This is a genomic window from Qipengyuania gelatinilytica, assembly GCF_019711315.1.
Taxonomy (GTDB): Bacteria; Pseudomonadota; Alphaproteobacteria; order Sphingomonadales; family Sphingomonadaceae; genus Qipengyuania; species Qipengyuania gelatinilytica.
Map to the genome: position 1 here is coordinate 1,602,926 of NZ_CP081294.1, position 13,082 is coordinate 1,616,007.

A 13,082-nucleotide genomic window follows, 5' to 3' on the forward strand; every position below is an offset into this window, starting at 1 on the left:
GGCCGGCACGCTCCGCTCGATGCATTGAGCGAGGCTCTGGAGCGGTATGACCGCAAGCCCGCCCAAGTCCTGTCGGGCTCGACCTCGATTGCGCTGGCAGCGAGCCGCGACCACGTGGGCAACAGCGGCGGCACGATCGCTGCCTTTACCGGCTGGATCGACAATGCTGCCGAGCTGACAGACCTGACCGGCATCGCCCCAGACAATTCCGCACATCTCTATGCAGCATGTGTGACGCGGTGGGGCGAGGATGCCGATCGCAGGATTGTCGGAAGCTACGCCGCTGCCGCGCACCTGCCCGACGGAACGCTACACCTTGCGCGCTCTCCATGGGATGCGCCGCCGCTTTACTATCATCACGCGGAAGGCCGGATCATCGCATCGCCATTGCTGCGGGTTCTGTTTGCAGCCGGTGCCCCGCGCGAACCCGATTACGATCGGGTGATCGATGAACTCGCCTATGATTTCCGATCCGGCGACGAGCAGTCCTGGTACCGCGATATCCTCATGGTTCCGCTTGGCGCCCATGTCCGCATCAAGGACGGCGTCCGGCAGGTCACCCGCTGGTACCAGCCACCAGAGCCGATGAAGCCTGCGGACTATGACGAGGATGCCGCCGTCGAGAAGGCGCGTACCTTGCTCGACGAGGCTGCCTCCAGGGCCGCGGCCTGGGCATCGCGGCCTGCCATGGCACTGTCCGGCGGCCTCGATTCCACGCTCGTTGCCGATGCCTTGCTGCGTGTCTCTCCCGAAAGGGAAAAGCTGGATGCAATCACCTTCGTGCCGGACCGGAACTGGCAGGGTAAGTGCGAGCCGGGGACGATGGGCGACGAGCGTCCTTTCGCCGGCCTGATGGCGCAAGCCAATCCGCGGATAGACTGGCACATTGCCGACGACGACCACGGTCCGCACGATCGCCGAGCGCGGGACGTCTTTGCCGCGAGCGAGACCTTTGCTCCCGGCCTCGCGAATGTTGGCATGTACCACAATGTCTATGCCAAGGCGCGCGAGCTGGGCTGCGATGCTCTGCTGACGGCAGATTTCGGGAATGTCACGATCAGCGATGCCGGACGCAGCGCCTATGCCGAGTATGCAAGGGCGGGAGAGTGGAAGCAGCTGTTGCGCCTCCTGAACAACCGCCCCGGTGACGGGAGGCCGCTCTGGCGCAAGCTCGCTGCCCTGAGTGTGTTGCCTCACCTGCCGCGCGCATTGCGGCAGCGCCTGCGAAGCCTCGCGCACCCCGAGCGCACCGACATGACCGCGCTGATCACGCCGCTGTCCCCGGAAGCCCGGGAAAAGCAGGCCGCAAGAGCGCGCGCTCGTGGATCGCAGGGCGCTTGGTCCGATCTCACCCATGATCTCGACCGCGCCGGAACAGTCGCCCGCGAATGGCGGGATGCCGACGGCCCGGGCCGCGACGTCGACCTTGCCTTCGAGCAGCTTTACGGGGTCCGCAAACGCGACGTGCTGACCTATCGCCCGCTGGTCGAATTCTGCATGTCGCTGCCGACCAGGGCCTTCGCCTGGGACGGCGAGGAACGCCGCCTCGCCCGGCTGATGGGCAAGGGTCGCGTGCCAGAGGCGATCCGGACCAACCGGCTCCATGGCCAGCACAATGTCGACTGGCATGCGCGGATGACGCCCGCCCGCGAGGACATGATGGACCTGCTCGAACGGGCGCGCGACCACCCGTTTCTCGGACGGTCACTTGATATCGAGCGATTGCAGCGACTGATCGAAGATTGGCCCGAAGGTCCGGACTTCAGCTGGGAGAACGACTACCCGCGGCGTCTCGCCCTGCCGCGCGCGATCCTTGCCGCACGCTTCATCGGGCATGTCGAAAACCGTAATGAATTCTGAGCGGGCTATGCGTCACAGCGTCGCTGCGCCATAGGGGCGCCGTGACATTCGACGGGACCCTGAAGGCCATGTTCGCCATTGCATCGCGCCGACAGGCCGCTGCGCTTGCGATCCTGTCCCTGATTACCGCAGCGAGCGAAGGCTTGGGCTTCGTCCTCTTGGTGCCGATCATCGCCCTGTTTGCCGGCAGCGGGCCGGCCATGCCGCTGCCCTTCGCCCTGCCCGACATGCCGCTTTCCGCGATGCTGGCGATGTTCGTGCTGCTGGTCGCCGTCCGAGCGGTGGCCGAGATTGCGAGACGCCTCGTCGCGCAGGACCTGCGCGCGGGGCTGGTCGACAGCTTGCGGATGCGGGCAGTCAAGGCGCTGCTGGGCGCGAACTGGCGCTGGACCATGACCCAGCGCCGCGGGGCGAGCGAAGCGCTCATCATCACCAATATCGACCGGGCAGGCTATGCGGCTGAAATGGCGACCGCACTGGTCCGCCTCGCATTCGCATTGGTGGCGCTTGTCGCTGCCGCCATGGTCGTGTCGCCAGCCGCAGCACTGACGGGCGGTGCAGCCGGAGGGCTCGTGCTCCTCCTCTACCGGCCGCTGACCCGGCGCGCCCGCGCGCTGGGAAATGCCCTGTCCCGCACCTACGATTCGCTCCACGAACGGCTAGGCGAAACGCTGGGCGCGATGCGCATCATCAAGAGCCTGGGGCGCGAAGGCGAAGCGGCGAAAGCGCTGTCGGACGAATTGCGAGGACTACGCCGGGCAGAGCGCGGCTATGTCCGCGATGCCGCCATCGGCCATGCGGCACTGCAGATCGGCGGTGCGCTGGTTGCAGCCTGCCTCGCCTGGCTGGCGCTGGCCTGGCTCGGCCTGCCGCTTTCGATCGTCCTCCCGCTTGCCGCCATCTTCGTGCGCGCTCTTCCCCTGCTGGGCGAAGCGCAGGTCGCAATGCAGGGGTGGAGCCATGCCAGCCCCGCCATCGAAGATGCGCTCGCCATGATCGAGCGGGCCGGAGCCGCCGCCGAACCCGAGGCGGCCACTCGCGCACCGCGCCTTACCCGCAGGCTGTCGTTCGAAAGCGTTTCGCTGACGCATCGTCCGGGCCGGACTGCGCTGATGGAAGTCTCGCTGGACATCGAAGCGGGCACGATGGTCGCCCTGACCGGCCGCTCGGGCGCGGGCAAGAGCACATTGGCCGACCTCGCCTCCGGCCTCATCGGCCCCGATGCAGGTGCGGTCAGCATCGACGGAACGCGGCTGGATGCCGCAAGCCGCCGCGCATGGCGCGAACGGGTCGCCTATGTCCAGCAGGAGCCCCTGCTCTTCTCCGGCACCGTGCGCCAGAATCTGCTCTGGGCGCGCCCCGGTGCTGACGAGGCGCAGGTAAAGAGGGCGCTCGAGGAAGCCGCCGCGCAATTCGTGTTCTCGCTGCCCGAGGGGATCGATTGCGACCTGGGCGAAGGCGGACGCGCACTATCCGGCGGTGAGCGCCAGCGCATCGCGCTTGCCCGTGCGCTGATGCGCGATCCGGACCTCATCGTGCTCGACGAGGCGACCAGCGCGGTTGATTCCGAAAGCGAACAGGCGATTGCAGCAGCGCTGCATAGTATGACCGGCAAGCGCACCGTGCTGGCGATTGCCCATCGCGGCTTGCTGACCGAGATCGCGGACCGCGTCGTGCGGATCGACAGGGGCCGTATCGCCACCGACTGAACGGCGAATTCAGCCGCAATTCAGCGCCCTTCCCTATAACCGGCAGCATATCGGCGCAGTATCGCGCTATCCCGCCGTGCGCTTGAATGCAGGCGGTGACCACTTATTGAAGGGGGCCATGACCATGACCACCAAACTTGCTGCCGTAACCGGTACCGCGGCTGTCGCGATTGCAGGACTTGCGCTCGCCACGCCCGCCGAAGCCCAGTACCGCGAGAAGATCACGCACGACCCCTCGCGTTGTGAAGCGGGCAAGGGTGCCGGCGTCTGGGTGACGATCAACGAGATCAAGCAAAGCAAGGGCACCATCCGCATCCAGTCCTATCGCGCCACGAAGGAAGACTGGCTGAAGAAGGGCCGCTGGATCTATCGCATGGAAGCCCCGGCCAAGGCCGGCTCGATGCGCTTCTGCATGCCCCTGCCCGGAGCGGGCCATTACGGCATTGCCGTGCGCCACGATCTCGACGGCGACGGCGAGACCGATATCTTCGGCGATGGCGGCGCGATGTCGAACGATCCCAGCATCAACATCTTCAACCTCGGCAAGCCGAGCTACAAGAAGGTCGGTTTCGATGTGGGCGGTGGGGTCGAGAAAATCTCGATCCGTATGCGTTACCGCTGACCGCGCTTCGCTCGCCACAGCTCCCACGCGGCTCCAGGCATCGCCAGCAGGGGGTGCTTTTCGCGGAAAGGCGTCACCTCCAGCTTTATGCCGGTGTGGCGTTCCAGCTTCCACGCACCGTAACGCGCCGCGCCCTCGAAGGTCGTGGTGGCTTTTGCCAGCCGCAGGATATTGAGCGGTTTGCCCAGCCTTTCGCGCGCCGACCACGTCTTCAGTATCGATGCACGCCTGCTTTCGCCCAGCGCCGGGTGAAGCAGCCCGCCGTCGCGCGTGAAGGCGATGCCATCCGCTTCCCACGCAAGCGGCAACAAGCCATCGAAATGGTCCTCATTGACCGACAGGATCGAATTTTCACGCCCCGGTTTCTCTACCCGGAACTCGGCCCGATATGTCGCCTGGAAAAGCGCGCGCCAATAATCCTCGGCCGTGCCACTTTCGGGGCCTAGCGCCGCCGCAAACCGCGCCGCGGTCCTTGCGGCCTGTGCAATCGCGTCCGAAACCTTTTCGCGCGCCTCCGCGCTTCTGGCCCAGATCAACGCGCTGGGCTGGACGAAGCGCGTCCAAATCGTCGTATCGCGGCTATCGCCACTTGCAGCTTCGGCAAACTTGTCGAGGCTCATGGTGGCGATCTTGGCGCGCAGGATTTCGCCCTCGTGCTCCCACTCCCGGTAGCTGACCTTGGGCCAGATCCGCTCCTGCTGCGTGCCCGGCATCAGGATATAGAAATCGAGCACTCCTTCGAGCGAGCCGGTCCTGAGATTGGAGCCGTAAAACAAAACCGCATCCGCCCCGGCCTCCTCGCCCAGCATCCGAGCATAGGCCGCGACTTCGCCCCGCACCTCGCGCTCCAGCGATTGCGCGATCCGTTTCTCCAGCGTGTCAGTCACCCGGTAACGAAGGTCAGTTCGGGGCCCTGTTCGACCCGGTAGCTACCAGCGGGGAAATGTTCGCCGTCGAGAATGAACTGCGAATCGAGCGTGATCGCAAAGCCCTCGGCCGACAGGTGGTGGAGGCCCGCATCGGCCAGCCAGCGCGGATGCCAGCCGGCAAGGATCGCGGGAACGGAGAACATGATCCGGCGGCGCGGATGATCGAGAACCAGCAGCCTGATCCCGTCCTGACCCTTGCCGAACAGCTTGATGTCGAGCGGCATCATCTTCAGCGTCGAGGCGAGGATAAGGTTGCGAAGCGCAGGATTGCCGTGACGCGAATGCGGCATCGGCTCGCCCGAGGGCAGGTATTCCAGCTCCATCCCGGTCCCGCGACGCCAGACGTTGCTATCGCTGCCAAGCAGCGACTGCACCACGCCCCAGGCGCTCGTCACACCAACGGCGATCGAGTTGAAGAATCCGGCCTTGTGCGCATCCTGCCCGGCATCGACGCCGAGCGTGAACGCGCCCGCGCCGAATATGAAACCGAGCATGGGCGGGTCCTCTTCGCCGACCTTCGCGACCGCCAGCGGCCGGCGTACGATCCGCCGCCCGCCTGCACGGTCCTCGAATGCAGCGATGGCCTGGGCGAGCGACCAGTCGCGCGGGCTGCCGAGATCGACGTTGAGCGCATTGGTCTTGCCGCGCGGGAGAACCGCCAGCTCGGGCCAGCTATCGCCGAATACGGCCTGACCCATCGTCAGGACGTCACGCACCGTGCCGTCGCCGCCGCTGATGACGAGGAACCCGATCCCCTCGCGCGCGAATCCGACCAGCGCATCGGCCAGTTCCTTGCGGGTCGAAGGCCGCGCGATCGTGACGTTGGAGCGGTTGCCGAAATCGGGCTCGCGACCCTTGTTGTGATGGCTGCGCGCACTGAATATCACCCCGATACGCTGCACCTGCGTACCTTCGTTCGCATGGCGCGCCGCCGCAATTTCCGCTTGCGTCGGGAGATCGTCGAATTGGTAGATCTTGCGCTCCATGTTTTCTCTCGGCGCGGGGTCTAGGCAATTTGCAGCAATTTGGCGAGTGCCGCGAATATTTCCTCCGGAAGTGTGCGTTTCTCTCCGGAAAAAGCAGGTCGGGCACCTTCCCGCCATGCGCCTGCCGGACGTCGAAAATGTGGTAATCCGGTATTGTAGCTGCAGCAGCCTGCGGCGGCTGGTATTTCAACCTCCTGCGATACGATCCGCTGCGCAGCTGCACAGCATGGTCGACCGTTTGCGCCCGATCCATGCCTGACCAACCGGAGTACCCGCCACCCAATGCAGTTCGACGATATCGACTTCGTCATTATCGGAGCCGCCAAATCGGCGACCACCTGGCTGCAACGACAGCTCCAGTCGGATCCTGCCGTCTACATGCCCGATCCAGAACTGCATTATTTCTCGCGCCAGTATGACCGGGGTGCGGACTGGTACCTTGCGCAATTCAGCGACGACGGGCTTGGCAAGACAGTCGGCGAGAAATCCAATTCCTACCTTTACGAACCGCAAGCGGCAGAGCGGCTCCACCGCGACCTGCCGCATGTGAAGCTGGTCGCCCAGCTGCGGAACCCGGTCGCGCGGGCTTATTCGGGCTACTGCATGCTGTACCGCCGCGGCGAGATCGGGGCGGATATCGAGGCGCATCTCGATCCTGCCGGAAACCCCGATGAAAGGCTTCTCGGTTCAGGCAATTTCGCATCGCACCTGCAGACATACATCGACCTTTTCGGGCGCGAGAAGCTCCTGATCACCTTCTTCGAAGGCGTAGCCGAAGACCCCGACAGCCAGATCCGGCAGGTCCGCTCGCACCTTGGACTGCCGCCGCTGGAGCTGGAGGAAGACGCGCGGCAAAAGGTCAAGGACAAGTCCGACCCACGTGTCCCGCCCCACATGCGCAAGCGCCTTGCATGGCTCAAACCGATCGTGCGGCCCTTGCGCGGAAATCCTGCCTTCGAAGCGGCCCGCGGGCTGTTCGTGCGCAATTCCGAATACCCGCCTTTGACGGACGACCTGCGCCAGCGCCTGAACGACTATTATGCGCCCTCGATCGAGGCCCTGGAGCAGATGAGCGGGCAGTCGCTGGGCCACTGGTACGGACCTTCTGAAAAGTCGGAGAGCTAAACACGCGCAAGGTCCAAACCGGCATTGATACCAGCCGGTTAGCAGCCCCCAAAGGCATGTAGCGTGTTCCCATTCCTCGTCAGATCCGGTCGATAATGTGGTAATCCCCTATTGAAGCTGCGGCCTCGGGCGCGGGCTGGTAATTCGGGTTTAAAGAATGCAGCAAGCAAGACGACAGCCGCCTCGTCGAGAGTGACGCCGGTGGCCTCGTCGGTGCCGAAGAGGAGTGAGCGGTATTTCGGTTCTTCTGGGCAAAGCGCAGGCATGATCGGGGGCGACGCAGTCTGATGAAGAAGTTCATCATCACCGGAATACAGATGCGAAACAAAGGCTCGCAGGCCATGTTTCTGTCGCTCTACTACGCGCTCAAATCCATCTATCCCGACAGCGAGGTGGTCGGCTTTTCCAACAAGTACGACACCTCGGAACAGTACAGCTTCAAGCTGCTTCCCTATGACGACTACACCCGCAAGGTGTTCAAATACCGGCTGAACGAAGTGCCCTTCCTTACGCCGGTGCTGACGTCGCTCGCCGGCCAGTGGAAGAAGAGCGACAAGTGGGACGGCAAGATCGCCGAGATGGAAAAGGCGCTGCAGGAAGCGGACGCCATCTTCGATGCCAGTGGCTACACCCTTGGTTCGGGGTGGAGCATGGCAGGAGGCGGTCTCCTGCTGCAGACGATCGAGCTGGCTAAACGCTACGGCAAACCGATCGTGCTGATGCCCCAAAGCTTCGGCCCCTTCGACTGGGACGAGGAAGGCAGCGAGGAATTCCTCGAACAGGTCAAGGAGGACCTGAGCTACTGCACCAGGATCTTCGCGCGCGAACAGGAGGGGTATGACTGCCTCACCTCGCTTGGCCTCGACAATGTCGAACTGTCGACGGACCTCGTCATCAGGGAGAAGTTTTTCCCGAGCGCCAGCGATATCTATGCCCCGGGCGAAGAGCGGGAGGTCAGCTATCCCTCGCCCGGTTCGGTCGGTTTCATCATCAACGAAAACGTCTTCCGGATCGGCGAACCCGATGCGGTGCTCGATCTCTACGCCCAGATGCTCGACAAGCTGGTCGACGACGGAGAGAAAGTCTGCGTCCTGACGACCTCCACCGCCGACATCCAGCCGGTCGAGGATGTGCTGAAAAAGACCCGCAACAGGGGCCGCGTGGACATAATCCGGGGCGAATATTCCAGCCCCGAACTGATCAGCATCATCGCCAGGTTCAAATATGTCGTCGCCTCGCGATACCATTCGGTGGTGTTCGCCTATCGCAGCGGCGTGCCCGCGATCATCCTCGGATGGGCCAGCAAATATTCCGACCTTGCCGCCCACTTCCAGCAGCAGGACTACCTGTTCGACATCAGGGAGCCCGGCGTCGGACGCATCCTCGACAAGATCGAGCAGATGAGCGCCAACCACAAAAACGAATCCCGGCGCATTCTCGAGAGTCTCGAGAAGATCCAGGGCGACGTCGTGAAACAGGCCGTCCGCGCTCTCGAAACCTAACGGATTCGTCGTCCGCTGCGCTCCAACGGAAGTGACAGGGCGTGGATGCAGCATAACGGCAGGCGGCGCGACTATGGATTGGGATCGGCGCTCGACGTGACGCTGACCGAGGCGCGGGTCGCCGCAGCCGCATTGCGCCGCCAGTTTCGCGCAAACACCCAGCTAGGCTTAGGAGTTACGGCAATTCGCAAACCAGTTTGGCAGCCAAATTCAAGGCTACAGCTGGAGACCAGCCACTACCCGCCCTTCCTCAGCTTGAACTTCGGACCAGTGTAGGTGCGCACTGGGTTTCCGCGCTCCAGTTCTTGGTGAGCAGACCACCGCTCCTGTCGCACTTCATCGCTCGCGCCAGAGCGGCGTTCTTCCAACAGCATGGCCAATTTCAATTTCGCCAATTTGCGGTTGGCGTGCTGGGATCGCTGTTCCTGTGCCGTTGCTACCAAGCCAGTTGGCCGGTGTGTCGCACGCACCGCGCTATCAGTCTTGTTGACGTGCTGTCCTCCAGGACCGCTTGCTCGCATTGACTGAAAGTCAATGTCGCTGTCGCGCAAGTCTGGCACGTCCTCTGCTATTGGCGCGAGCGCAACGCCGACGAACCAATTACGACGCTTGTGCCTGGGGCGAAACGGACTTTCGCCGACCCACAGGATCGTTCCCGTTCGTTCCCTCACAAAGGCGAGTGCCCCGTCACCTGAAACGCGCATCAGGAGCGAGGCTGGAAGATCATCCTGAGCATCGAGCGCCTCGCACATCACGCCGATCTTTGCAGCTTCGTCGGCAAAAGCCTCAGCCAGGCGTGCAACCACCCAACGACATTCCTCGGGTCCTTTCCCGGAGGTCAGATGTAGTATCGCTTCTGTCATGACGCCCTCGTCTTGTAGCTAAGCAGTGGGCGAAGGCGGGCAATCACCCGGACCAGGTCGGCGGCCTCCAGATCTGCAATGACACCGGCAATGTCCTTGTAGGCGTCCGGAGCTTCCTCAAAGATCAGGCGGCGATCCTCGCAGATAACATGGCTGGACAATTTCGTGCGCTGCAATTCACTGACACGATATCGGCGAGAGAGGCGCGCATGGGCATCCTTGCGGCTCCATTTGCGGCCCGCCCCATGCGCTAGCGAGCACAGGGCGTCTTCAGCGCGGTCGGGCATAGGCTCAACCAGATAGCTGAAGTCTCCCCGCGATCCAGGTATGACGATCAGGCCGCAGTCCGCTGGGGCTGCCCCTTTTCGGTGCAACCAACCTTCGCGATGCCGGGTTACGCTGTTGTGCACGATGTCGAGCAAACAATTGCCTGTCATGCCAAGGGCATTGAGGAACCGTTCAGCGATAACCTTCCGGTTCACGACCGCCCATGCCACGGCCTGGTCATGGCGCTGCAAATAAGCCTCGGCATCCGCGGTCCTGATCTGGAGACCAGCCGTGCCGTGCCTGGCAACCTGCTCTTGCAGGATCGCCTGACCCAACCCGCGCGAGCCACTGTGAACCATCATCAGGACGCGATCATCCTTCATGCCAAGTTGGGCAAATCGATCAGGCGCGACGACCTCCTCAATGCGCTGGAATTCGACGAAATGGTTTCCCCCGCCGATGGTGCCGAGAGCTGGACTGGCAAGTTCAGGCGGCAAACCGGCTTTCGCCAAAGCGTCTCCAGCCGATCCATCCCACGGCTCATCAAGACCATGCAGCTTGCGCTCGACCTTTCCGACCCGGAACTTCCGCACAGCCAGGCGGGTCTCCCACAATGCCATGCCGCAGCCGATATCGCTCCCGACAAGGTGCGGCCAAATGCGCTTTTGAGACCAGAACGCAGCGCCCACGGCGATCCCGTTGCCCGCGTGAAGATCGGGCAGGCCAACAACACGGCCCATCCCTTCGAGACGGGAAGTGGCTTCGAGTTGATCAAGTGCCAAAGGATCGAAGCGGGCGGGATCGCGCGCGATCAGCGTAAGCGAATTTTGCTCGTTCATGCTCGCCCTCCCGCTGACTTGCGATTTGCCGCCGGCAATCGCTTGGCCAGCAAGGCATGATCCTTTAGGATGCCATCGTCCGGATCGACGAAGAACTCGCGCTGCCTGAACCACATGCCGTGGGCGCCGAGAACCTCCCCTTCGAACATCCACTCGCCCTGCCGTCCGATGGAGATCCGGGTGAGAACGAAATCCTCAAGGTGTTCGAGAACGTGCATCTTGACCGTGCTCCCCGTATCGAGGCACTCACAAATCTCGCTGAAAACACTATCCCACGACTGCCCCCTGCGACTGCGCAGGAAACGAACCAATGGAGCAAGGTTCTCATTGAGCGACTTTGTGTAAGGCGCGCTTTCGACTCCGTGGCGCTTGTGCCCGATGTGCTTCAGCGTGCGATCCTCGGTCCTCTTCAGCTTTGGCGACGACGCATGGCTTGCACCCCAGCGCGGTCGCTCGACGATGACCTTGAACATGTCAGAACGCATGGTGGCCCTCCATAGCAATGGAGGTCACCTTGCACTGTGCATGCAGAAGGTCCGGAATGGTGAGATACGCAGCGTTCGATACGCTGCGAACGAAGATCAGGCGTGTTTGTCCGCCCGACAGGAAATTGCCCATGCAATATGTTCCTGAATATTATGGATCGGGAAATCGGTTGTGAGACGAACGATTACTGCTCGCATGATTTGCTCCTTTCCATTTTCAGAAACACGCGGGAATTGGCTGAGGCGGCCCGTTATAAGAAACGCCGGGACAAATCAACTCGTTTGGCGATGCAGATCTATTTGGAGACTGCTTCGTCCTGTTCGGTTTCAAACGCTCGCTTTCCCTTGCGCCTGAACAGCACCAGCGCCTGCGCACCATCCGGCCGGCGCGGCCTGGCAGCGATGGTGAGAAATGCACCGCATAGCGCGGCGCGATCATCGTCGGTCAGTTCGACAAGATCAGCAAACCTCTGCCAAATTTGCTCCCTTGGCGGTTTCCGAGAAGCGAAAGCCCCTCCCCGAAAAGCGTTCGATCAGGTTCACTGCAGTGCGGGTGTGCTCACTGAGCTTGACCGTGGTGAACGCTCCACGGCCCGCCATTGCGAACGGCAGCAGCAACTGGTCTTGGAGGTAAGGTCCGGCAAAGGCCTGCGACGCCAGATAGCCCGCCATCCGCTTGGCCGCTCTCTTTGCCAGGCGTTCCGCAGGTACGCCAAGCTTGCCGAAGCCAGACATGACTTCGGTGACATGGTCGAATTCGGCGTGCATGATAAGGGCATTCCCCGGGCCAAACTCGGCCGGGAGTTGCACGGGCGCAAAGGCCTCGTCCGGCCAATCGGCCAGCACCTTGCGAGCCGCCTTCAGTTCGCGGTCGGCGATGTCGAACGGGATCCCGGCGACCAATGCCTCTACCTTGCCAGTCTTGAAGTCGCCGCGATCAATGCATTCGATCGGGCGTAGCGGCACTGGGTCGACGCCCAAGACAATGCGCCCGCCGCCGCGCGGGTAGAAGCCGTGACGCTCGAGCGTGATGGAGAGCTTCGGCCCCATCCGCTCCAGCACCGGCAGCAACGTCTTTTGCAGGAACTCGAACGGCGGCGCGGCCATCGCATGGGTGCCGCCCTCGATCACCAGCCGCGACGGCGCATCGGCCAGCATCAACGGCACCAGAACGGTCTGGAGTACCAGCCCGGTCGAACCAGCTGTGCCGACCGCGAAATGGTATTCGCCCGGCGTCACGCTACCGGGCCGAAAGGTCAGTTCGCTGGCACCAACTGTCAGCCCGGAGCATTCCGCTGCACCGATAGCGCAGGCCGCTTCGAGCGCAGTGACATGCTGGCGCATCAGGCCGGGCTTTGCCCGCCCGCCGCGAATGTTCTGGATGGTGAAAGGCTCGCCGGTCAGCAGCGAAAGCGCTGCGGAATACCGCAGCACCTGCCCGCCGCCTTCACCTTCGGAGCCGTCGATTGTGATCATGTTGCAGTCTTTCGGAATTCGGTATTATCTGGGTCTGGAACGAAGATCAGCGGTGTCCAGCAATCGGATTGTTTGGTGCCAATCTCTGTGCCGCACTCGCGGCATTCGATATTGGGACCGTCGCAGCCGTCCATTCCGCAACAGCCATTTGTGCGGCCACGCTTGCTGGTAACCTTCCCGGTCGCTTCGAAATCTGCCGGGTTGAGCCAATACTGCGGCACAAATTCCAAAGCAGCCGGGTTGCTCGGGTCATGCGAACGCTGGAGCGGTTCGTAAGATTTGAAGCCGCTTCCCTCGGCGCAGACAGGCCGCTGATCGATGAAATCGGGTGTCTGAACGCCCGGATCTTTCAGCGATTGAACAATTACTTCACCGCTCAGCGCACGGCCACAACCGCGACAATGGAATTTGCCCCTCAT

Annotated in this window: 14 protein-coding genes; 5 read left to right on the forward strand and 9 right to left on the reverse strand. The window is 62.8% G+C overall.

Annotated features, from left to right (window positions below; genetic code table 11):
* The first annotated feature begins 24 nt into the window (after window positions 1-24).
* The 3 genes from K3136_RS07970 to K3136_RS07980 all read left to right on the forward strand — a co-directional run bounded on the left by K3136_RS07970 (window position 25) and on the right by K3136_RS07980 (window position 4,191).
* The gene (locus K3136_RS07970; protein WP_221429816.1) at window positions 25-1,860 is read left to right on the forward strand and encodes an asparagine synthetase B family protein; all 1,836 of its coding nucleotides are present in this window, start codon (window positions 25-27) and stop codon (window positions 1,858-1,860) included.
* A gap of 41 nt (window positions 1,861-1,901) precedes the next feature.
* Complete coding sequence (locus tag K3136_RS07975) at window positions 1,902-3,569, forward strand: ABC transporter ATP-binding protein (protein WP_221429817.1); 1,668 nt, start codon at window positions 1,902-1,904, stop codon at window positions 3,567-3,569.
* Window positions 3,570-3,687: 118 nt separating this feature from the next.
* A complete protein-coding gene (locus K3136_RS07980; protein WP_345724862.1) occupies window positions 3,688-4,191 on the forward strand; it encodes a DUF2141 domain-containing protein in 504 nt (167 codons plus the stop codon).
* On the opposite strand, the gene K3136_RS07985 is transcribed toward K3136_RS07980, so the two are convergent.
* Complete coding sequence (locus K3136_RS07985; protein WP_221429818.1) at window positions 4,182-5,078, reverse strand: hypothetical protein; 897 nt, start codon at window positions 5,076-5,078, stop codon at window positions 4,182-4,184. The two genes, K3136_RS07980 and K3136_RS07985, sit on opposite strands and share 10 nt — an antisense overlap.
* Window positions 5,075-6,106 carry an acylglycerol kinase family protein gene (locus tag K3136_RS07990; RefSeq protein ID WP_221429819.1) on the reverse strand — a complete coding sequence of 344 codons (1,032 nt, stop codon included), beginning with the start codon at window positions 6,104-6,106 and terminating at the stop codon, window positions 5,075-5,077. The genes K3136_RS07985 and K3136_RS07990 overlap by 4 nt, the downstream gene beginning before the upstream one ends.
* Window positions 6,107-6,388: 282 nt before the next feature.
* Between K3136_RS07990 and K3136_RS07995 the strand changes: the two genes are divergently transcribed.
* The gene (locus K3136_RS07995) at window positions 6,389-7,231 is read left to right on the forward strand and encodes a sulfotransferase family protein (protein WP_221429820.1); all 843 of its coding nucleotides are present in this window, start codon (window positions 6,389-6,391) and stop codon (window positions 7,229-7,231) included.
* Window positions 7,232-7,518: 287 nt separating this feature from the next.
* The gene (locus K3136_RS08000) at window positions 7,519-8,733 is read left to right on the forward strand and encodes a polysaccharide pyruvyl transferase family protein (RefSeq protein ID WP_221429821.1); all 1,215 of its coding nucleotides are present in this window, start codon (window positions 7,519-7,521) and stop codon (window positions 8,731-8,733) included.
* A 236-nt stretch (window positions 8,734-8,969) separates the two neighbouring features.
* Here the strand turns inward: K3136_RS08000 and prfH are convergent, their stop codons facing one another.
* The 7 genes from prfH to K3136_RS08035 form a co-directional block, all read right to left on the reverse strand.
* Window positions 8,970-9,596: a peptide chain release factor H gene (prfH, locus tag K3136_RS08005; protein ID WP_221429822.1), complete on the reverse strand. Its 627-nt coding sequence runs from the start codon at window positions 9,594-9,596 to the stop codon at window positions 8,970-8,972.
* Complete coding sequence (locus tag K3136_RS08010; RefSeq protein ID WP_221429823.1) at window positions 9,593-10,702, reverse strand: RNA ligase RtcB family protein; 1,110 nt, start codon at window positions 10,700-10,702, stop codon at window positions 9,593-9,595. Before K3136_RS08010 ends, prfH begins: the two co-directional genes overlap by 4 nt.
* Window positions 10,699-11,175 (reverse strand): hypothetical protein, encoded by a 477-nt coding sequence (locus tag K3136_RS08015; RefSeq protein ID WP_221429824.1) that lies wholly within the window; start codon window positions 11,173-11,175, stop codon window positions 10,699-10,701. Before K3136_RS08015 ends, K3136_RS08010 begins: the two co-directional genes overlap by 4 nt.
* A gap of 1 nt (window position 11,176) precedes the next feature.
* A complete protein-coding gene (locus K3136_RS08020) occupies window positions 11,177-11,320 on the reverse strand; it encodes a hypothetical protein (protein ID WP_221429825.1) in 144 nt (47 codons plus the stop codon).
* Window positions 11,321-11,483: 163 nt separating this feature from the next.
* Window positions 11,484-11,666 carry a conjugal transfer protein TraD gene (gene traD, locus K3136_RS08025; RefSeq protein ID WP_221432267.1) on the reverse strand — a complete coding sequence of 61 codons (183 nt, stop codon included), beginning with the start codon at window positions 11,664-11,666 and terminating at the stop codon, window positions 11,484-11,486.
* Window positions 11,647-12,663, reverse strand: a complete 1,017-nt coding sequence (gene rtcA, locus K3136_RS08030) for an RNA 3'-terminal phosphate cyclase (RefSeq protein WP_221429826.1) — start codon at window positions 12,661-12,663, stop codon at window positions 11,647-11,649. Before rtcA ends, traD begins: the two co-directional genes overlap by 20 nt.
* Window positions 12,660-13,082: a hypothetical protein gene (locus tag K3136_RS08035; RefSeq protein ID WP_221429827.1), complete on the reverse strand. Its 423-nt coding sequence runs from the start codon at window positions 13,080-13,082 to the stop codon at window positions 12,660-12,662. Before K3136_RS08035 ends, rtcA begins: the two co-directional genes overlap by 4 nt.